Below are 17,925 nucleotides of genomic sequence, written 5' to 3'. Positions count from 1 at the left end.
CGCATGTCCACGCCCGTGAAGATCGATTTCGTGTCCGATGTGGCCTGCCCCTGGTGCGCGGTCGGCCTGGCCGCGCTGGAGCGCGCCATGGCGAACATCGGCGGCGACCTGCAGGTGGAACTGCACTTCCAGCCGTTCGAACTCAATCCCGACATGGCGCCGGAAGGCGAGTCCATCGCGGATCATCTTGGCCGCAAGTACGGTCTGACGCCCGAGCAGCTGGCGCAGAACGGCGAGGCGCTGCGCCAGCGCGGCGAGGCGCTGGGCTTCGTCTTCGACCTGCAGAAGCGCGACCGCATCTACAACACCTTCGACGCGCACCGCCTGCTGCACTGGGCGGGCGGACTCGGCGCCCCGCAGCAGCGTGCCCTCAAGCATGCGTTGCTGAATGCATACCATGGCGAAGGAAGAAACGTGTCCGACCACGACACGCTGGCCGCCATCGCGGGATCCGCCGGACTGGATGGCGCGGCAGCGCGGCATATCCTCGACACGGATGCCTTCGCTGCACAGGTCCGCGAACGCGAACACTTCTACCAGCGGCAGGGCATCCGCGCGGTGCCGTCGGTGATCTTCAACGACCGCCACCTGGTGCAGGGCGGGCAACCGGTGGAGGTGTTCGAACAGGCGCTGCGCCAGCTGTCGGATATCGCGGCCTGATCGCTACCGCCCTGCAACGGCTGCCTATCCGACGCGGGTGTACTGCGTCTCGACCGCCCGCATTTCCTCGCCCTGCGGGGTGATGTTGAACATGGTGATCACCAGCGTGTCAGGGTCGGGTTGCTCCAGCGTCGTGCGCCAGCCCCAGCGCGGACCACCCTGTCCGTCGCCGTAGCTGCCCAGGACGTTGGGGCTCGGTGCGCTGCCGGCGCCGGTCGAGAACATGATGTTGGTGCCCGTGCCGAAACTCTCCACCCAGGCGGATTCCCAGTGGCCATCGTCCAGGTGGTAGCCGTACAGCACGATGCCTTCGATGGGCTCGTCGTTGAAGCGGCTCTCGTACTCGTGCATCAGGAAGCGTCCGCCCAGCACGCTGCGGATGCGTCCCCGCTGCGGGGCCTCGCAGGCCAGTTCGTCCGGCGTGAACCACAGGCGGAAGCGGCCTTCCCACTCACCGGCCATCTGCGCCAGTTGCCGGTGCCGACCTTGCGCCAGCGACTCTTCGAACGCGTGCTTGCCCATGGCGCTCTCTCCAGGTGTGTGCCGCGGATCATGCCATCCGGTGACGGAGGGCGGACAGCGGCGCGCAGTCGCCCGCGCGCCCGGAGCGGTGTTTCAGCCGTGGCGTGCCAACAGCACGGACTCGTTGCTGGGCATCTCGACCACCACGGCGGTCGGGATGCCGTGATGCTGGTGCAGGGTGGCCGCGAGCAACTTGGCGTTCTCGCGCGCGTCGCCGAGGTTGTCGAACCAGTCACGGCCGAACTGGCCTTCGTACAGCTGCCAGCCGCTGGCATCGGCGGCGATGGTGAAAAGCAGGCGGGGCATTGCGTACTCCAGTCAGCATGCCGGGCAGGGAACCGGCATGGGGACTGTGCGCGAATGTGCCAGTTATCACATTCGGCGGACTGCTCGTATCGGCGTAGGAAAATTCCTACCGCCGTGTAGGTGCAACGCCGGTCCTCAGCGCAGCAACGGCTCCAGCGCCGTCCAGACGTGGTCGCGCAGTTTCGGCTGGGCGCTGGCGACGGGGTGCAGGTTGTCGGCCTGGTAGGCATTGCGGTCCAGTGCGATGGGTTCCAGCAGGAACGGCAGCAACGCGGTCCGGTACTGCTTGGTCAGCGCGCTGAAGTTCTGTTCGAAGCCGCGCGTGTAATCGGGGCCGTAATTCGGCGGCATCCGCATGCCGACCAGCAGCACCTTCGCCTTGCCTGCCTGCGCAGCCTTGATCATCTTTTCCAGATTGGCGCGCGTCTGCGCCAGTGGCAGGCCCCGCAGCCCGTCGTTCGCGCCCAGCGCGATGACCACGACGGCGGGCTTGTGGCGTTGCAGTTCCGCCGCGATGCGCGCCGCCCCGCCTGCAGTGGTCTCGCCACTGATGCTGGCGTTGACGACGCGCCAGCCCGGCTTCGTCCTGCCGATCCGGTCCGCGGTCAGCGATACCCATCCCTGCGACGGCGCCAGGCCGTATGCCGCCGAGAGCGAGTCGCCCATCACCAGGACGGTGCGCGTGCCCTTCGCGGGCGCGGCCTGCGCACTCTGCGCTGCGGCGGGACGTGCGAATAATGCGACGAGCAGAAGCAGCGCCAAGCCCATGGCCCATTGCATGCGTACGTCGCTGGCCCCATACCTGTTCAAATTAAGAAACATTTAATCCCTGCTCCCGATGATCCACGAAATGACCGACGAGACGATCATGGCCGACGCCAGCAGACTCCCCACTGAAGCCCCCTCCATTGCGCGCCATGCCGTGCTCGACGTGCAGGGCTTGGGCAAGCATGTGCCGCTGCCCGACGGTGCCCTGACGATACTCGACGACATCGGCTTCCGCATCGAGCATGGCGACACCGTCGCCATCGTGGGGGCGTCCGGCTCCGGCAAGAGCACGCTGCTGTCGCTGCTGGCCGGCCTGGACGTGCCCAGTGCCGGCACGGTGACGCTGGATGGCGAGCGCCTTTCGGACATGGACGAGGACGGTCGTGCGCGCGTGCGCGGGGAGAAGGTCGGCTTCGTCTTCCAGAGTTTCCAACTGCTGCCGTCGTTGACGGCGCTGGAAAACGTCATGCTGCCGCTGGAACTGCGCGGTGACACCGATGCGGAAGGCCCTGCCCGGCAGATCCTGGAAAAAGTCGGCCTTGGCCAGCGCCTCGGCCATTATCCGCGCCAGTTGTCGGGTGGCGAGCAGCAGCGCGTCGCCCTGGCGCGCGCGTTCGTCACGCGGCCCTCGCTGCTGTTCGCGGATGAACCCACCGGCAACCTCGACACGCATACCGGGCAGGCCATCATCGAGCTGCTGTTCGCGCTGAACACTGATGCAGGCACCACGCTGATCCTGGTCACCCATGACGATCATCTCGCCGAACGCTGCCAGCGCCGCCTGCGCCTGGATGCCGGTCGCCTGCAGGGTTCTGCGGCATGAAGACGCTCGCGCTGGCCTGGCGCCAGCTGCGGCGCGACCTGGTGGCGGGAGACATCCGCATCCTGTTCGCCGCGCTGGTGCTCGCCGTGGTGGCGGTGACGTCCGTCGGCTTCGTCACCGACCGCGCGGAGCGCGCGCTGGCGATCGAGGCGAACCGGCTGCTCGGTGGCGACGTGGTGGTGCGCGGCGATGCCCCGCCTTCGGACGCACTGCGTGCGCTCGCCCGGGCACCCGGCCTGCGGGTGACCGAGACGCATGAACTGCAGAGCATGGTACGCGCGGGCGAATCGCTCTCCCTGGGCGACCTGCGTGCGTTGGGCGAAGGCTTCCCGCTGCGCGGCAACTTCCACCTGGTGGATCGCGCGGGTGGCGTCGAACGCGACGCTGCAGGCATTCCGGCACCCGGCACGGTGTGGATCAGCCAGGCCGGCGCGGAGACGCTGGGTGCGAAGCCCGGCGACGGGATCGGCATCGGCACGCGCACGCTGAAGCTGGCCGCGCTTGTCACCCAGGAGCCGGATGCCGCGCTGGACTATTTCAACGTCGCGCCGAAGGTCTTCCTCAATCTTGCCGATCTGCCGTCCACTGATCTGGTGCAGGAAGGCAGCCGGCTGCGTTACCGACTCGTCGTTGCCGGCGAGGCGGCGGCGGTGGAAAGCTTCACGGCGGCCGCAAAGCCACAACTCGCGCGTGGGCAACGGATGGAAACCATCCAGGACGCACGGCCCGAGGTGCGTTCCGCACTTGATCGCGCGAGTCGTTTCCTCGGTCTCGCCGCGCTGGTCTCCGTGGTGCTGGCGGCGGTCGCCGTGGCGATGGCCGCGCGCCGGCACAGCGAACGGCACCTGTCCGGCACCGCGGTGATGCGCTGCCTCGGCGCCCAGCAGCGCACGCTGGTGGGCATCCATGTCGGCGAACTGGTGCTGCTGGGCCTGGCGGCGTGCACCGTCGGCGTACTGATCGCCTTCGGCCTGCAGTGGGGCATCGGCAGCTGGCTGCAGCAGTCGCTGAAGATCGACATTCCGCCAGCGGGCCTGATGCCGGCGCTGCAAGGTTATGGCGTGGGCATGATCGTGCTGCTCGCGTTCGGCGCGCCGCCGGTGCTGGCGCTGCGTCGCGTGCCGGCATTGCGCGTGTTGAGGCGTGATCTAGACCGTACCGAACCGAGCGCATGGCTGGTCGCGCTGACCGGCTTCGTCGGTCTGGGCGCGCTGCTGTGGTGGAAGGCAGGCTCGCCCGCCTTGGGCACGGCGATGCTGGTCGGCATCGTCAGTACGCTCGCCGTGCTCTCGCTGCTGGCCTGGGCGATGATCCTGCTGGTGCGTCGCCTGCGTTCGCGGCTGCGCGGCAGCCTGCGTTACGGCCTGGCCAATGTCAGCCGCCGGGCGGGAACGTCGATCGCGCAGGTGTCGGCGCTCGGCCTCGGCCTGATGGCACTGCTGTTGCTGACCTTCGTGCGCACCGACCTGCTGGATCGCTGGCAGCTCGCGCTGTCAGCCAATGCGCCCAACCGCTTCATCATCAACGTGCAGCCGGACCAGGTGGATCCGGTGAAGACCTTCATGCAGGCGCGCGGGCTCTCGGCGGTGGACCTGTATCCGATGATCCGTGGCCGGCTGGTCGAACTCAACGGCAAGCCGAGCAGTGGCGCAGACTACGAAGAGGCTGACGAGCGCACGCAGCGCCGCGCCGAGCGCGAGTTCAACCTGTCGATGGCGACGACACTGCGCGACGACAACAAGGTGACCGCCGGCGAGTTCTGGACCGGACGTACACCGTCTTCACCGGAGTTGTCGGTGGAGGAGGAGTTCGCCGAGGCGTTGGGATGGAAGGTCGGTGACCGGGTGGCGTTCGATATCGCCGGCCAGCGCTTCGAGGGCCGCGTCACCAGCCTGCGCAGCGTGGACTGGGAAAGCTTCCGTCCGAACTTCTTCGTTGTCGCCTCGCCGGGTGCGCTCGATGGCTACTCCGCCAGCTACATCACCGCCGTCAGCGTGCCGTCGGGAGATACTGCCTTCACGCGCGAGCTGGTCGACCAGTTCCCCAACCTGTCGGTGATCGACGTGGAGGCGGTGCTCAACCAGGTGCGCAGCACGGCCGAGCAGGTCTCGCAGGTGGTGCAGGTGGTGTTCTGGTTCTCGCTCGCGGCGGGCCTGCTGGTGTTGATGGCGGCGGTGAGCGCCAGCCAGGACGAGCGACTGCTCGAGGGCGGCGTGATGCGCGTGCTCGGCGGCAGCCGCCGCCAGCTGCGGTTGGCGCAGGCCTCGGAGTTCGCCGCCATCGGCCTGCTGGCGGGTCTGGTGGCTGCGATAGCGGCGTCCGTGTTGTCGGGCGTGGTGGCTACGCAGGTATTCGACCTGCCCTGGAAAGCGAACTGGCAGCTGGCGGCCATCGGTGGCGGGCTGGGCATGCTCGCAGCCCTTGGTGCCGGCTTGTTCGCCACGCGCAAGGTGCTGGATGCGCCGCCGTCGGTGACGTTGCGCGAGCTGCAGGGATAGCGCCTGTAGGAGGGGCTTCAGCCCCGACCTGACCATCAGGGATGGCGGTCGGGGCTGAAGCCCCTCCTACAAAAAAAAGAGCCATCCGTTGCTGGATGGCTCCGAGGCAGCGTCAGGAGACTTTCACCCCTTGATGCAGACGACCTGGCGAAGCGTGTGCACCACTTCCACCAGGTCGTTCTGCGCGGCCATCACGGCGTCGATGTCCTTGTAGGCCGCCGGCGATTCGTCGATCACGCCGGCGTCCTTGCGGCATTCGACGTGCGCGGTCGCCTCGCGGTGCTGCGACAGCGTGATCTGCTGGCGCGCGGCGGTACGGCTCAACACGCGGCCGGCCCCGTGGCTGCAGCTGTGGAAGCTGTCCGCGTTGCCCTTGCCGCGCACGATGAAGCTCTTCGCGCCCATGCTGCCGGGGATGATCCCCAGCTCGCCGGCACGCGCGCTCACCGCGCCCTTGCGGGTCACCAGCAGATCCACGCCGCCGTGCATTTCCTTCTGCACGTAGTTGTGGTGGCAGTTGACCGCCATCTTCTCCAACTGGAACTTCGGCAGGCGGTGGCGCATCTCGGCCAGCACGCGCGACATCATTGCCTCGCGGTTCTCGCGCGCGTAGTCCTGCGCCCACGACACCGCTTCCACGTAGTCGTCGAACAGGGGCTCGCCTTCCATGAAGAAGGCCAGGTCCTTGTCCGGCAGGTGGAAGCCGAGTACGCGGTGCGCCAATTGCTCGCGTGCGCGCTCGATGAAGTACGTGCCGATCAGGTTGCCGGTGCCGCGCGAACCGCTGTGCAGCATCACCCACACCGCGTCGGCCTCGTCCAGGCAGATCTCGATGAAGTGGTTGCCGCCGCCCAGCGTGCCGATCTGGCGGTCCAGCTTGTCCGTGCGGATCTTGCGGTGCTTCTGCTTGATCGCCTCCAGGCGCGGTTCCAGCCCCGACTGCGCGATCCGCGTGGCGATGCTGTCCGGCAGCTTCCAGTGCTCGCCACCACGCCCGTTGCCCACCGGTACGCTGCGTTCGATGCTCGAACGCAGTTGCGCCAGGCTGTCCGGCAGGTCCTTCGCGCGCAGCGTCGTACGCACCGCGGCCATGCCGCAGCCGATGTCCACGCCGACGGCGGCCGGGATGATGGCGCCGCGGGTCGGGATGACCGAACCCACCGTGGCGCCCTTGCCCAGGTGCACGTCGGGCATCACCGCGACCCACGGGCCGACGAACGGGATGGCCGCGATGTTCCGCAGCTGCTCATGGGCACCCTGGTCCAGGGGCACGCCGCGCACCCAGCCCTTGATCGGCGTGGTGCTGCCCTCGGCGTGCAGAAGTTCGAATTGGGAATGCATGTTCATGTGTTCACTCCATTGAAAGGATAAAGCCCCTTCCCCCGCGTGCGAGGGAAGGTTGGGATGGGGGCGAACTACGCCGCAGCGCCGTCCTCCGCCGAAAGCCGGACCACGTCCTCGCGCTCTCCTTGCGCCGACGCGTGCCGTGCTCCGGCGGCCCCCACCCCAGCCCTCCCCCGTGAACGGGGGAGGGGGCAGGTTTCCGCTACTTCAACGTCACCAATTGCTTCAGCACGCCATCCAGGCCGCCGAACACGGTGAGCTTGTCGATCTTCTCGGTGACCTTTTCCAGCGCCTCGAGCTCCTTCAGGCGCATCAGCACCGGCGACTCGTCGATCAGCTTCGCGGTGTTGAGCAGGGAACGCGTGGCGTTCGCCTCCTCGCGACGGCGGATCACGTTGGCCTGCGCCGTCTTCTCCGCCTGCACCACCCCGTTGAGGATCTCCTTCATCTCGCCCGGCAGGATCACGTCCTTCACGCCCACGCCCAGCACTTCCACGCCGAAGCCGGTCACCTGGCCGCGCACGTACGCGAAGATGTCGGCGTCCAGCGAGGCCTTGTCGCCCAGCAGTTCGTCCAGCGTCTTGGCGGAAACCGCCTTGCGCAGGCCGTACTGCAATTCGCGGTAGACGAAGTCGCCCACCTTCGCGACCTTGGTGCGCGCCGCCACCACGTCGGTGACGCGGGTGCTGGCGGCCAGGTTCACGCGCAGGCTGACCTTGTCGCGGGTCAGCAGTTCCTGGCCCGAGACTTCGATCGACTGCACGCGGAGATCCACGATGTCCACCACCACGTTCTTCTGGAAATTCCAGAAGGCGTAGCTGCCCGGGGCGAGCGAGCGATCGAGCTTGCCGTCGATGAAGACCAGGCCCGCGAATTCCGCCGGCACATCGGCCACCACCGCCAGCTTCGACAGCGCGCCCAGCTGGCGCAGGCGTCGCGCCACGGCGACGTCCACGTCCGGCGTGGCGAGTGACACGGCTTGCACCTCGACCTTCACCAGGCCGATCCAGTACAGACGCCGCGTGCCGGGCGGCAGCACGTCTTCCAGCTTGCCGTTCTTCAGCACCAGACCGACCTGGTCCACGCCGATGTCGGCGAGCACGAAGACATCGCCCAGGCCTTCGCCCAGGCGCGCGATCAGCGCGTCGACGTCATGGCCGGCGTATTCTGGCGCAGCGATGTTGAAAGTGCGTACCTCGATGCGACCCATCGGGTCGAACCAGCGGTACACGCCCGGCACGAGCAGCTGCTCGAACCGACGGTTGCGATACACCAGGCCGCGCTCGCCGTCACCGATCACGACCCTCTTGGTCCAGAACATGGCGTTGTTCTCCTTGTTGGCTCTGGTGGTTCGATCCAGTTGGCAAACATCGTCGCGGAGGATCGATTCCCGCGACGATGGTGTGCCGTCCGCGACATGCGGATGGCGGAGAAGGGTGGAAACGCCCTTGACGGAGACGGTGCGGGCGGCCGGCGCTGTTGGCGGAAGCATCGTGGCGCTGAGGCGATCCGCAGATCGCATCAAAGGCCGCGCGCCTCCGCGTCGAGGGCGCGGTGCCGGCTTCGTCCCCGCTGCGACATGCCGTCTTCCTGCAGTCCATCGCGGGAGGACGTCACGCCGCACAGGGCGTTTCCTGGGTGGGACTTGCGTCCCTGTCTCCAGATTTACAGTCTGGTGTTGGAGCGGGAGTCGAACCCGCGACACTCGGATTAACTGTCCGATGCTCTATCCATCTGAGCTATCCAGTGGTGGCGTGCCGGAATCGAACCGGCGACTTCGGGCAGCGCCCGCTGCTCTATCCAACTCGAGCTAACGCCATCGAGAAACACCTTCTCCCACGCTTCGGCATACGCTGCGGCAGCGCCGCGCGCACCGGACGGGACGCTAGCCCGTACCGCTGTAGCGTGTTCGATCGATGCTCCCCATTGCCGGCTGTCGCCAACCGGCAATCCGTTCGGGCGCCATGCGCCCTTGTTGATGTTCTTCCCACGCGCAGCCCGCGTCGGGGCATCACGACGCAGCGCACAGGCGCCGGTCGCAGCCGCACCCCTGCCTCGGGGCGCGCACGCGCGCTACCCGGATGCCCCAGGGCGGAAACGAATTTCCGTGATGGAAAGAAACGAACCTCGATGCATGCGCATCCTCCGCGAACGCTGGAAACAAAACGCCCCCGGGGCTTGCGACCCGAGGGCGTTCGCGTTTCCTCGGGAGATCGGGGTGGCCGATCTCCCTGGGAGTCAGCCGGATGTCAGGTGGCCAGATGCCGCGCGGGTTCGTTGCCGGGCTTGGCATCGAACGCATACGCACGCACGCGCAGGCCGCAGCGCGATGGCTGCAGGTCAAGCGTGTTGGCGATGGAGTGCGCGGGCTTCATGGAAATCATTCTGGTGAAAAAACAGCCGCAGGGGCCGAAGGCCGCGCACGATACGCGGGTTGTTTTCGTTGTGCAACATTTTTTTAACTGCGGTATCGCCAGCCCGACAAGCGGCATTCCTTCCATGCTGCGCGCATACGCGGAACCGCCGCGTGCGCACGGGTAGAATTGCGCCCTGCTTCCCGTTGATGGTGTTCCCTTGGCCTCCCGATATTCCGATCCCGCGCTGGATGCGTTGATGCTGCCGTTCGCGCAAGGGCAGCTGGCCTGGCCGGCGGGTCCGGTGTTGTTCCTGCGCGCGCGCGATGGCGCTGCACTGCGCCAGTTCCCGCTTGCGCAACTGGTATGCGAACAGAGTTTCCGGCCCGATGCCGAACTGCTGGAGCGTGCGGGACTTCAGGTGGTGGCCGATGCCGCTGAGGGCGACACGCGCTATCCCCTGGTGCTGGTGCTTCCACCACGCCAGCGCGAAGAAGCGCGTGCACTGCTGGCGCGGGCCGTCGAGCGCGTCGCACCGGGCGGCATCGTGGTCGCCGCGATGACCAACAACGAAGGCGCGAAATCTGGCGAAGCCGATCTGAGGCAACTCGCAGGCCTCGCGGGAACGCTGACAAAATTCCACTGCCGCACGTTCTGGACAAGGACCCTCGGAGACAGCACCGACGAGGCGTTGCTGGGTCAATGGTCGGCGCTCGATGCGCCTCGCCGGATCGAAGGCGGGCGCTACCTCAGCCGTCCCGGTGTATTCGCCTGGAACCGCATCGATCCGGCGTCTGCGTTGCTGGTCGAGTGCCTGCCGACCGATATCGCCGGCCACGGCGCCGACCTGGGCGCGGGATGGGGATTCCTTTCGCTGGCCTTGCTCGCTCGCAATCCCGGTATCACCGCACTCGATCTCTACGAGGCCGAAGCGCGAGCGTTGGCGTTGGCGAAGGCGAACCTCGCGGACACCGGGTCGACCGCAACGCTCGGTTTCCATTGGCACGACGTTACCGCAGGACTGCCGAGCCGCTACGACTTCATCGTCAGCAATCCGCCGTTCCACACGCAGAGCCGTGCGGATCGCCCCGATATCGGCCAGCGCTTCATCACCGCCGCCGCGGCCGCGCTCAAGCCGGGCGGCCGGTTGTGGCTGGTGGCCAACCGCCACCTGCCGTACGAGCAGACCTTGAACGACAGCTTCGGCGACGTGCGCGTGGCCGGCGAGCGTGACGGTTTCAAGGTGATTGCCGCCATCAAGGCGAGGCGGTGAACGCATGAAGATCGTCAAGCACATCGCCAACCTGGGGTATGGCAGCCGCAAGCAGGTCCAATGGATGTTCCGCGAGGGACGCATCACCGACGCCGCGGGCGAGGTGCTGTACGCCGATGATCCGGTCGACCACGACAACATCCGCGTGGATGGCGAGCCGCTCGATCCTGCGCCGGGGCTGGCGATCCTGTTGCACAAGCCCGTCGGCTACACCTGCTCGACCAAGGACACCGGCCGCATCGTCTACGACCTGTTCCCGTCGCGTTTCCGCGATCGCTCGCCGGTGCTGTCCACGGTGGGGCGACTCGACCGCGAGACCAGCGGCCTGCTGCTGCTCACCGACGACGGTGGACTGCTGCACCGGATCATCTCGCCGAAGGCCAACCTGCCCAAGGTCTACGACGTCACGCTGGCGCAGGATTTGCGCGGCGACGAAGGTGCGGTCTTCGCCAGTGGCACGTTGATGCTCGAATCGGAGCAGACGCCGCTGGCACCGGCCGGCTTGCACGTGATCGACCCGCGCCATGCGCAGGTCACGCTCACCGAAGGTCGTTACCACCAGGTGCGTCGCATGTTCGCCGCCGTCGGCAACCATGTCGAGGCGCTGCATCGCAGTCGCACCGGGGGACTGACGCTGGGCGACCTGGAGCCTGGGCAGTGGCGCCTCCTGGGCGAGGATGACCTCCGCCAGCTGTTCGAGGGAAACGCGTGAGTCCTGCACGCCTGCCGTTCGTGCCCGAGGCGGTGATCTTCGACATGGACGGCCTGATGCTGGACAGCGAACGCGCGATCATCGGTTGCCTGGCGGAAGCCGCGCGCGAGCTTGGCCACGATCTGCCCGAGGTGCTCTGGCTGTCGATGGTCGGCCACAGCGAGGCCGTCTGCCGCCACCTGCTGGACGAAGCCATCGGCGAAGCGCAGCGCGAGCGCGTGCTGCAGCGTTCGCACGTGCTTTACGAGGCGGTGGTCGCGGCGGGCGTACCACACCGTCCCGGCATCGTCGAGATGCTGGATTTCCTCGATTCCCGCAGGATTCCACGCGCCGTCGCCACGTCGACGCGTCGTCCGCTGGCGCTGCGCAAGCTGGATGCCGCCGGCCTGCTGCCACGGTTCGACGCCATCTGCACCAGCAGCGATGTCGAGCATCCCAAGCCTGCGCCCGATGTCTATCTGCTCGCGGCACGCTCGCTCGGCGTCGATCCACGGCGGTGCCTGGTGCTGGAGGATTCGCCCACCGGCGTGCGCGCCGCACTTGCCGCCGGCATGCATCCGATCCAGATCCCGGACCTGCTGGAACCGGACGACGCCGTGCGTGCGCTTGGGCACACCATCCTGCCATCGCTGGACGATGCACGCATGTTGCTGGAGCAGCGTTTGCTTGGAGAGGTTTTGTAGGAGCGACGTGAGTCGCGACCGCACGGCAAATTCCCACTCGAATGCGCGAGGTCTCCTGATATGGCGGCCCTTGGTGTGATTGCATGCTCACCGGCATGGATAACGCCGACTGCCTGCGACGAACTGGAGGTCACGCCGATTTGCGTCACGGACGCATGTCAGCGGAAGGACAGGTCTACCTGGTCACCTTCGTCACGCATGACCGCCGACCGCTGTTCTCCGATACCGCCGTGGCCCATGATGCCGCGCGTGCGGCCACCGACAGGCGGCTTTGGTATCGCTCCCGGCTGTTGGCATGGGTACTCATGCCGGATCACTGGCATGGGCTGATCGAGTTGGGAGCTATGGAATCCCTGTCCGTCTGCGTGCAGCGCCTGAAGACCAATACGTCACGCGCGGCGGCCAGGCCTGAAGGTCCGCGACGCGTGTGGGCGCCTGGCTTCCATGATCGTGCGATCCGTTCGGATGACGGCCTGCGGGCCGCCGCGCGCTATCTTGTCGCCAATCCATTGCGCGCTGGATTGGTCGACAGGATCGGGAGCTATCCGTACTGGGATGCGGTGTGGCTCCAGGCCTAGAGAAGCGATGAAGGAGCCCTGGGGCGGACGGTCGGCGGTCGCGACTTGCGTCGCTCCTACAGAAGAGACAGACCTCTCTCACTCCCCGAACAGCTTCGCCCATCCCGCATGCCCCAGCGAGTCCAGCGTCTTGACGTTGCGCTCGACGATGACGTCGGCATCGGGGAAGGCTTCCACCGCGCGGTCGATGCTGGCTTCGCGCAGCAGGTGCAGGGTGGGGTAGGGCGATCGGTTGGTGTAGTTGCTGATGTCGTCCGGGGCGGTGCCGGCGAACTGGTAGTCCGGGTGGAAGCTGGCCACCTGGATCACGCCCTGCAGGTCCAGTGCCTCGACCGCGGCGTCGGTGTTGTCGAGGAAATCGTTGTAGTCGAGGAAGTCGGTCAGCACGTCGGGATGGATGATCAGCGTGGTGTCGACCTGTTCGGGGTCCGCATCCCGCAGCAGCACCAGTTCTTCCGCCAGTTCTTCCAGCAGTGCCTCCGGGGTGCTCGCATCGCTGAGCACGAAGCGGACCTGCTGCTTCACGTACACCGCTTTCGCGAACGGGCACAGGTTCAGGCCGATCACTGCGCGCTCCACCCATTGGCGGGTGGTGGCGATGGGGTCGGCCACGCCGCTGGCGATGTGCGGAACGTCAGTCACGGAAATTGTCGAACTGCAGCGGCAGCTCGAACTCGGTTTTCTTCAGCAGGGCGATGACATCCTGCAGGTCGTCGCGCTTCTTGCCGGTCACACGCAGCTTCTCGCCGTTGATCTGCGCCTCCACCTTGAGCTTGGCGTCCTTGATCGTGGAGACGATCTTCTTCGCCAGCTTCTGTTCGATGCCCTGCTTGACGGTGACCTTCTGGCGCGCGCCGGCCAGGTTGGTGTCCACGTCGCCGAACTCGAGGCAGCGTACGTCGATCTGGCGGGCGATCAGGCGGGCACGCAGGATGTCGGTCATCTGCTTGAGCTGGAAGTCGCTCGGCGCGGACTGGGTGATGAGTTTGTCTTCCAGCTCGAACTTCGCTTCCACGCCCTTGAAGTCGAAGCGGGTGGAGAGCTCGCGGTTGGCCTGGTCCACGGCGTTGGTCAGTTCGTGGGCGTTGACTTCGGAGACGACGTCGAAAGAGGGCATGGGGGGTCTTCCTGTCTGATGCGCCGCCATTCTAGCGTGCCGCCCTCGCCGCCGAGCGCCGGCCGGTGATAATGGCGCATGTCCGCGCCCCGCCCCTCCCTCGCTTCCGCCATCCTGCTGATGCTGGCGGCCGTCCTGATGTTCGCGTTGATGGACGCAGGGCTGAAGCTGCTCTCTGCGCACTATCCGCCCTTGCAGGTCGCTGCGTTGCGCGGCCTCTCCTCGCTGCCCCTGGTCGCGTTGTGGGTGCTGGCCACGGTGCCGCCGCGCTCGTTGCTGCGCGTGTACTGGCCGCTGCATCTGCTGCGCGGCGTGCTGGGCATCGCGATGATGGGCGGGTTCGTCTACGGCTTGCGGACGATGCCGCTGTCCACGGCGTACGCGATCACCTTCGTCGCGCCGCTGCTGGTCACGGCGATGGCGGGTCCGTTGCTGAAAGAGCGCGTGGGACCGGCACGCTGGGTGGCGATCTTCATCGGCCTGGTGGGAGTCCTGGTGATCCTGCGACCCACCGGCGAGGGCATGCTGACCCAGGGTGGGCTGGCAATCCTGCTGGCCGCGATCTGCTATGCGCTGGGTGCGGTCACCGTGCGCATGCTGGCGCAGCGCGACAGCACGCAGGCGATGGTGTTCTGGTTCGTCGTCCTGCTGTCGCTGGGCGCGTGGCTGCTTGCGCTTCCGGCGTGGAAGCCGCTGCAGCCCGCGCATGGCTGGATCATCGCGGGCGTCGGTGTCTCCGGTTCGCTGGCGCAGGTGGCACTGACCGAAGCCTTCCGCCGGGGCGAGGCCTCGCTGATCGCGCCGCTGGAGTACACCGCGCTGGTATGGGGCGTGCTGCTGGACGTGGCCTTGTGGTCGGTGCTGCCGGACGGGGTCACCTGGATCGGCGCCGGCATCATCGTCGCCAGCGGGCTGTACCTGCTGCGGCGCGAAAAAGTCCATGTGGAAGCCGAACACCCCTGACGCACGTTGCGGCATGATGCGCGCATGCCCATCGTCCTTGTCCTGCTTTTCGTCTTCCTGCTGCTGGCGTTGTGGGCGGTGCTGTTGCCCGTCTCCTTGTGGCAGCGTTACCGCTACGGCCGAGCGCGCCGCATGGCACGCAGCTGGTTGCTGACGCTCAACGCATGGAGCCTGCTGGTGTCGGTGGCGATCTTCATCGCGGTCAGCGCGTTCGGCCTGTTCTGGTGGCCGGACAGCCTGGTCGGTGCCGGAGTGGGACTGGCTGCCGGCAGCTTGCTCGGCCTGGTGGGCGTATGGCTCACGCGCTGGGATGTCGCGCCGCAGGGCGTGTTCTATCAGCCCAATGCCTGGCTGGCGTTGCTGCTGGTCGCCATCGTGGCCGGGCGCATCGTGCTGGGATTCGTGCAGATGGCGCAGTACTGGCGGAGCGGCGGCGTGCCGGCGACCCATGCGCTGTTGAGCGGCCACGGCAGCCTGCTGGCGGTGGCCGGCCTGCTGCTGGGCTACTACCTGGTTTATGCCTGGGGCGTGAAGTGGCGCGTCACGCGCTTGCAACGCCTGCGCGGCCACGTCGCGCGGTGATCCGTCCCGCCCAATGAAAAGGCGGCGGGCCCGAAGGCCCGCCGCCGCATCGACGCGTTGGAGCAATGGATCAGAAGCGCGCGCCGATACCCACGCCCACGACCCAGGGGTCGATCGTCAGTTCTTCACCGGTGCCCTGGCCTGCGACACGCACGCCGGCATCGCCCTTCATGTAACGGGCATCCGCACGCGCGAACCAGCGCTCGTTGATGTTGAAGTCCATGCCGGCCGTTGCGATGGCGCCCTTGGCGGTTTCCAGGCCCACGTGCGCGCCATCGCCGCCGATGGTCTCGTCACTGAAGTTGGACTCGTAATAGCCCAGCCCCACGAACGGACGCATCACGTTGTCCGGCGTGCCGAAATGGTACTGGCCGCTCAGCGCGATCGGCTGCTGGTCGACGGTGCCGATCTTGCCCGGGCCATCGGCCTTGACCCGGTGGTTGAACTTGTCGGCGGCGCCCCACAGCTCCACCGCGATGTTGTCGGTGGCATACCAGCTGGCGCTGATGACCGGCGTGACATCGCCATCGATCTTCAGCCCCGGCGCTGGATCGCGATCGGGCTTGAGGATGGCGGCACCGCCGACCACGGCGAAGCGCTTTCCGGTTGAGGACGAGGGGGCGTCCGTCGATGCGTCCTGTGCAAATGCGACGGGAGCGGCCATCAGGGTGGCAAGGGCAATAGTGAGGGTGCGAATGGACGTCATGCGGGTGTCTCCTGTTGTTTTCTTATGTCCCCGCTGCGCGGCGGCGCATCGGTTGCGTCGTCGCGATCAGGGCGAGCGCACCGTAACCACCAGCGCATGAACGTCTGCCACGTCTCGACGTGAACGAATAACGAACCGGGTGGAATCGAACGCGATTCTTCACCGTGCGTGCATGTCGCTGACCATGAGCTCGCGCATGCGCCCGGTCCAGCGGCGAGAGTCTTTCGTTGCCTGTCCCGGATCTGTCGCGCGCGATGCGGGTGGACTCCGAATGACGTGCGCGCCTGGCTGCGCTACTGTCGCAGGCACGAGGAGCGATGCCCATGGTCAGCAGCAAGGCGGAGACAGTCGAGGGCTATCTTGCGGAACTGCCCGAGGCACGGCGGCAGGTGGTGGCAAGGGTGCGCGAGCTGGTCAATCGCCATCTGCCCGAAGGCTACGCGGAGACGATGAGCTGGGGGATGATCAGCTGGGAGATCCCGCTCTCGCGCTATCCGACGACCTACAACAGGCAGCCGCTGCCGTACGTCGCGCTGGCGGCGCAGAAGCAGTACTACGCGCTTTACCTGACGGGCTGCCATGCGGACTCCAGCCAGGATGCGATCCTGCGTGGCGCGTACGCCGCCGCTGGCCGGAAGCTGGACATGGGCAAGTCCTGCCTGCGCTTCAAGACATGGGATGAGCTGTTGCCTGATGCCATCGGCGCGGTGATCGCGTCCACGCCGGTGGACGCGCATATTGCACAATACGAAGCCAGCCGCGCCCGGAAGTGACCCGCATGCCCCCTGCCAAACGCAAGCCGCGCACCGGACGCGCCAGGACGGACCTGCCGGAACCGGGCGGCCACCTGACGATGGCGGACCTGGCGAAGGTGGCAGGTGTTTCCGCCATCACCGTCTCGCGCGCATTGCGCGACAGCCCGCTGGTCAACGCCGAGACCCGCGAACGCGTGCGCCAGGTCGCGCAGCAGTATGGCTATGCGTTCAACGTGAGCGCACGCAACCTCAAGCTCCGCCGCAGCATGACCGTGGCCGTGGTGGTGGAGATGAAGCCCACCGTGGAAAGGCAGATGTCGGGGCCCTATCCGCTCGACCTGCTGGGCGGCATCACCCAGGAACTCACATCGACCGGTTACAGCGTGCTGCTGACCTCGCTGCAAGGGGGCGCGTTGCCGAACGTGCAGGCCGCCGATGGCGTGATCCTGCTGGGCCAGGGCGCGCACGAGGATGCGATGCACACGGTGCAGCGCTGGGGCCGGCCCATGGTGGTCTGGGGGGCGGTCAGCCGGCATGAGTCGCAAGTGGTCGTCGGCAGCGACAACCGTCGCGGCGGAGCGCTGGCGGCGGAGCGCTTCATCGCACTCGGCCGCCGCCGACCTGCGTTCCTCGGCGATCCCGCGCACGGTGAGTTCGCCGAGCGCCTCGAAGGCTTCACCGCAGCGCTGGCACGGCATGGCATCACGCCATTGACGCCCACCGTCGCCAGTTTCACCGTGGGGGCAGGCGCGGACGCCGTGCACGCCTTGCTGCAGGAGCACCCCCAGGTCGATGCGCTGTTCGCCGCCAGCGACCTGCTCGCCATCGGTGCGATCCGCGCGCTGATCGAGCGCGGCCGCCGCGTGCCGGAGGACGTGTCGGTGATCGGTTACGACGACACGCCCTTGGGTGCCACCTACGTACCGCCACTGACGTCCGTGCATCAGAACTTCATCGATGCCGGCGTGCTGCTGGCGCGCAAGGTCCGCACCCTGATCGAGGGCGAAGCGACCGCCTCCGAGACTCTGCCCACGCACCTGGTGGTACGCGCGACCTGAGCGCATGCCGCTGCTGCATCGCAGCGGCCACCCGGTGGACATTTTCGTCGGTCGCCTTGGGTGGTATCGCCTGCAAGCCATTGAAAAAGCATGTTGTTTTCCCGGAATTGCCCTCCGGGCTGCGACGTTTCAAGTCACTGTAGCGTTGCTCTGACATCGATAACTTGACATCGATAACAACGGCTCCTAGCGTGCCTCCGCCCGTGGTGCCACTGCGGGATGC

General features: G+C 67.0%; 21 protein-coding genes and 1 tRNA gene. 12 read left to right on the top strand and 10 right to left on the bottom strand.

From position 1 onward, the window contains the following. Positions 1-3 precede the first annotated feature (3 nt). Positions 4-660, top strand: a complete 657-nt coding sequence (locus WBN46_RS17035) for a DsbA family oxidoreductase (protein WP_337732613.1) — start codon at positions 4-6, stop codon at positions 658-660. A 24-nt stretch (positions 661-684) separates the two neighbouring features. On the opposite strand, the gene WBN46_RS17030 is transcribed toward WBN46_RS17035, so the two are convergent. The 3 genes from WBN46_RS17030 to WBN46_RS17020 all read right to left on the bottom strand — a co-directional run bounded on the left by WBN46_RS17030 (position 685) and on the right by WBN46_RS17020 (position 2,268). Next, positions 685-1,182, bottom strand: coding sequence for a DUF1579 domain-containing protein (locus WBN46_RS17030; protein WP_192202910.1), 498 nt, complete (start codon positions 1,180-1,182; stop codon positions 685-687). Between the two features lie 93 nt (positions 1,183-1,275). After that, a complete protein-coding gene (locus WBN46_RS17025) occupies positions 1,276-1,488 on the bottom strand; it encodes a hypothetical protein (RefSeq protein ID WP_142126021.1) in 213 nt (70 codons plus the stop codon). 135 nt (positions 1,489-1,623) lie between these two features. Next, positions 1,624-2,268, bottom strand: coding sequence for an arylesterase (locus WBN46_RS17020; protein ID WP_337732612.1), 645 nt, complete (start codon positions 2,266-2,268; stop codon positions 1,624-1,626). An 88-nt stretch (positions 2,269-2,356) separates the two neighbouring features. Here WBN46_RS17020 and WBN46_RS17015 point away from each other — a divergent pair, with 88 nt between their 5' ends. After that, positions 2,357-3,079: an ABC transporter ATP-binding protein gene (locus tag WBN46_RS17015; protein WP_337732768.1), complete on the top strand. Its 723-nt coding sequence runs from the start codon at positions 2,357-2,359 to the stop codon at positions 3,077-3,079. After that, on the top strand, positions 3,076-5,577 hold the full coding sequence (locus WBN46_RS17010; RefSeq protein ID WP_337732611.1) for an FtsX-like permease family protein: 2,502 nt from the start codon (positions 3,076-3,078) through the stop codon (positions 5,575-5,577). The genes WBN46_RS17015 and WBN46_RS17010 overlap by 4 nt, the downstream gene beginning before the upstream one ends. Before the next feature lie 123 nt (positions 5,578-5,700). On the opposite strand, the gene WBN46_RS17005 is transcribed toward WBN46_RS17010, so the two are convergent. The 4 genes from WBN46_RS17005 to WBN46_RS16990 all read right to left on the bottom strand — a co-directional run bounded on the left by WBN46_RS17005 (position 5,701) and on the right by WBN46_RS16990 (position 9,296). Continuing rightward, positions 5,701-6,924 (bottom strand): RtcB family protein, encoded by a 1,224-nt coding sequence (locus WBN46_RS17005; protein ID WP_337732610.1) that lies wholly within the window; start codon positions 6,922-6,924, stop codon positions 5,701-5,703. 199 nt (positions 6,925-7,123) lie between these two features. Next, positions 7,124-8,242, bottom strand: coding sequence for a slipin family protein (locus WBN46_RS17000; protein WP_337732609.1), 1,119 nt, complete (start codon positions 8,240-8,242; stop codon positions 7,124-7,126). A gap of 426 nt (positions 8,243-8,668) precedes the next feature. After that, positions 8,669-8,739 (bottom strand) — tRNA-Ser (locus tag WBN46_RS16995). A gap of 431 nt (positions 8,740-9,170) precedes the next feature. Next, positions 9,171-9,296, bottom strand: coding sequence for a hypothetical protein (locus WBN46_RS16990; RefSeq protein ID WP_255431495.1), 126 nt, complete (start codon positions 9,294-9,296; stop codon positions 9,171-9,173). Between WBN46_RS16990 and WBN46_RS16985 the strand changes: the two genes are divergently transcribed. From WBN46_RS16985 to WBN46_RS16965, 5 genes are all read left to right on the top strand, one after another. After that, positions 9,295-9,462 carry a hypothetical protein gene (locus tag WBN46_RS16985; protein WP_337732608.1) on the top strand — a complete coding sequence of 56 codons (168 nt, stop codon included), beginning with the start codon at positions 9,295-9,297 and terminating at the stop codon, positions 9,460-9,462. The genes WBN46_RS16990 and WBN46_RS16985 overlap by 2 nt on opposite strands. A gap of 72 nt (positions 9,463-9,534) precedes the next feature. Next, positions 9,535-10,548: a class I SAM-dependent methyltransferase gene (locus tag WBN46_RS16980; protein ID WP_337732767.1), complete on the top strand. Its 1,014-nt coding sequence runs from the start codon at positions 9,535-9,537 to the stop codon at positions 10,546-10,548. 4 nt (positions 10,549-10,552) lie between these two features. After that, positions 10,553-11,260 carry a pseudouridine synthase gene (locus WBN46_RS16975; RefSeq protein ID WP_337732607.1) on the top strand — a complete coding sequence of 236 codons (708 nt, stop codon included), beginning with the start codon at positions 10,553-10,555 and terminating at the stop codon, positions 11,258-11,260. Continuing rightward, positions 11,257-11,943 carry an HAD family phosphatase gene (locus tag WBN46_RS16970; protein WP_337732606.1) on the top strand — a complete coding sequence of 229 codons (687 nt, stop codon included), beginning with the start codon at positions 11,257-11,259 and terminating at the stop codon, positions 11,941-11,943. Before WBN46_RS16975 ends, WBN46_RS16970 begins: the two co-directional genes overlap by 4 nt. Before the next feature lie 155 nt (positions 11,944-12,098). After that, positions 12,099-12,521, top strand: coding sequence for a transposase (locus WBN46_RS16965; protein WP_337732605.1), 423 nt, complete (start codon positions 12,099-12,101; stop codon positions 12,519-12,521). Between the two features lie 78 nt (positions 12,522-12,599). Here WBN46_RS16965 and WBN46_RS16960 read toward each other — a convergent pair whose 3' ends face one another. Both WBN46_RS16960 and WBN46_RS16955 read right to left on the bottom strand, forming a co-directional pair. Continuing rightward, the gene (locus tag WBN46_RS16960; protein ID WP_337732766.1) at positions 12,600-13,145 is read right to left on the bottom strand and encodes a DUF1415 domain-containing protein; all 546 of its coding nucleotides are present in this window, start codon (positions 13,143-13,145) and stop codon (positions 12,600-12,602) included. A 10-nt stretch (positions 13,146-13,155) separates the two neighbouring features. After that, positions 13,156-13,638 (bottom strand): YajQ family cyclic di-GMP-binding protein, encoded by a 483-nt coding sequence (locus WBN46_RS16955; protein ID WP_192202915.1) that lies wholly within the window; start codon positions 13,636-13,638, stop codon positions 13,156-13,158. Between the two features lie 78 nt (positions 13,639-13,716). On the opposite strand from WBN46_RS16955, the gene WBN46_RS16950 reads away from it, so the two are divergent. Beyond that, positions 13,717-14,601: a DMT family transporter gene (locus tag WBN46_RS16950; RefSeq protein WP_337732604.1), complete on the top strand. Its 885-nt coding sequence runs from the start codon at positions 13,717-13,719 to the stop codon at positions 14,599-14,601. A gap of 24 nt (positions 14,602-14,625) precedes the next feature. Beyond that, positions 14,626-15,183: a DUF1453 domain-containing protein gene (locus tag WBN46_RS16945; RefSeq protein WP_337732603.1), complete on the top strand. Its 558-nt coding sequence runs from the start codon at positions 14,626-14,628 to the stop codon at positions 15,181-15,183. A gap of 70 nt (positions 15,184-15,253) precedes the next feature. On the opposite strand, the gene WBN46_RS16940 is transcribed toward WBN46_RS16945, so the two are convergent. After that, positions 15,254-15,889 carry an OmpW family outer membrane protein gene (locus tag WBN46_RS16940; protein WP_337732602.1) on the bottom strand — a complete coding sequence of 212 codons (636 nt, stop codon included), beginning with the start codon at positions 15,887-15,889 and terminating at the stop codon, positions 15,254-15,256. Between the two features lie 323 nt (positions 15,890-16,212). Here WBN46_RS16940 and WBN46_RS16935 point away from each other — a divergent pair, with 323 nt between their 5' ends. Then, positions 16,213-16,662: a DUF1801 domain-containing protein gene (locus WBN46_RS16935; protein WP_337732601.1), complete on the top strand. Its 450-nt coding sequence runs from the start codon at positions 16,213-16,215 to the stop codon at positions 16,660-16,662. Between the two features lie 5 nt (positions 16,663-16,667). Continuing rightward, positions 16,668-17,702, top strand: a complete 1,035-nt coding sequence (locus WBN46_RS16930) for a LacI family DNA-binding transcriptional regulator (protein ID WP_337732600.1) — start codon at positions 16,668-16,670, stop codon at positions 17,700-17,702. Positions 17,703-17,925: the final 223 nt, after the last annotated feature.

The sequence above is a fragment of the Pseudoxanthomonas sp. CCNWLW251 genome (assembly GCF_037402255.1).
Classification (GTDB): domain Bacteria; phylum Pseudomonadota; class Gammaproteobacteria; order Xanthomonadales; family Xanthomonadaceae; genus Pseudoxanthomonas_A.
The sequence above is the reverse complement of the archived record's forward strand: the minus strand, read 5'-3'. Positions and strand labels throughout refer to the sequence as shown.

Coding starts and splice junctions, on each gene's coding strand:
- WBN46_RS17035 (WP_337732613.1), top strand. CDS start 4: ATGTCCACGCCCGTGAAGATCGATTTCGTGTCCGATGTGGCCTGCCCC.
- WBN46_RS17030 (WP_192202910.1), bottom strand. CDS start 1,182: ATGGGCAAGCACGCGTTCGAAGAGTCGCTGGCGCAAGGTCGGCACCGG.
- WBN46_RS17025 (WP_142126021.1), bottom strand. CDS start 1,488: ATGCCCCGCCTGCTTTTCACCATCGCCGCCGATGCCAGCGGCTGGCAG.
- WBN46_RS17020 (WP_337732612.1), bottom strand. CDS start 2,268: ATGCAATGGGCCATGGGCTTGGCGCTGCTTCTGCTCGTCGCATTATTC.
- WBN46_RS17015 (WP_337732768.1), top strand. CDS start 2,357: ATGGCCGACGCCAGCAGACTCCCCACTGAAGCCCCCTCCATTGCGCGC.
- WBN46_RS17010 (WP_337732611.1), top strand. CDS start 3,076: ATGAAGACGCTCGCGCTGGCCTGGCGCCAGCTGCGGCGCGACCTGGTG.
- WBN46_RS17005 (WP_337732610.1), bottom strand. CDS start 6,924: ATGAACATGCATTCCCAATTCGAACTTCTGCACGCCGAGGGCAGCACC.
- WBN46_RS17000 (WP_337732609.1), bottom strand. CDS start 8,242: ATGTTCTGGACCAAGAGGGTCGTGATCGGTGACGGCGAGCGCGGCCTG.
- WBN46_RS16985 (WP_337732608.1), top strand. CDS start 9,295: ATGGAAATCATTCTGGTGAAAAAACAGCCGCAGGGGCCGAAGGCCGCG.
- WBN46_RS16990 (WP_255431495.1), bottom strand. CDS start 9,296: ATGAAGCCCGCGCACTCCATCGCCAACACGCTTGACCTGCAGCCATCG.
- WBN46_RS16980 (WP_337732767.1), top strand. CDS start 9,535: ATGCTGCCGTTCGCGCAAGGGCAGCTGGCCTGGCCGGCGGGTCCGGTG.
- WBN46_RS16975 (WP_337732607.1), top strand. CDS start 10,553: ATGAAGATCGTCAAGCACATCGCCAACCTGGGGTATGGCAGCCGCAAG.
- WBN46_RS16965 (WP_337732605.1), top strand. CDS start 12,099: ATGTCAGCGGAAGGACAGGTCTACCTGGTCACCTTCGTCACGCATGAC.
- WBN46_RS16955 (WP_192202915.1), bottom strand. CDS start 13,638: ATGCCCTCTTTCGACGTCGTCTCCGAAGTCAACGCCCACGAACTGACC.
- WBN46_RS16950 (WP_337732604.1), top strand. CDS start 13,717: ATGTCCGCGCCCCGCCCCTCCCTCGCTTCCGCCATCCTGCTGATGCTG.
- WBN46_RS16945 (WP_337732603.1), top strand. CDS start 14,626: ATGCCCATCGTCCTTGTCCTGCTTTTCGTCTTCCTGCTGCTGGCGTTG.
- WBN46_RS16940 (WP_337732602.1), bottom strand. CDS start 15,889: ATGACGTCCATTCGCACCCTCACTATTGCCCTTGCCACCCTGATGGCC.
- WBN46_RS16935 (WP_337732601.1), top strand. CDS start 16,213: ATGGTCAGCAGCAAGGCGGAGACAGTCGAGGGCTATCTTGCGGAACTG.
- WBN46_RS16930 (WP_337732600.1), top strand. CDS start 16,668: ATGCCCCCTGCCAAACGCAAGCCGCGCACCGGACGCGCCAGGACGGAC.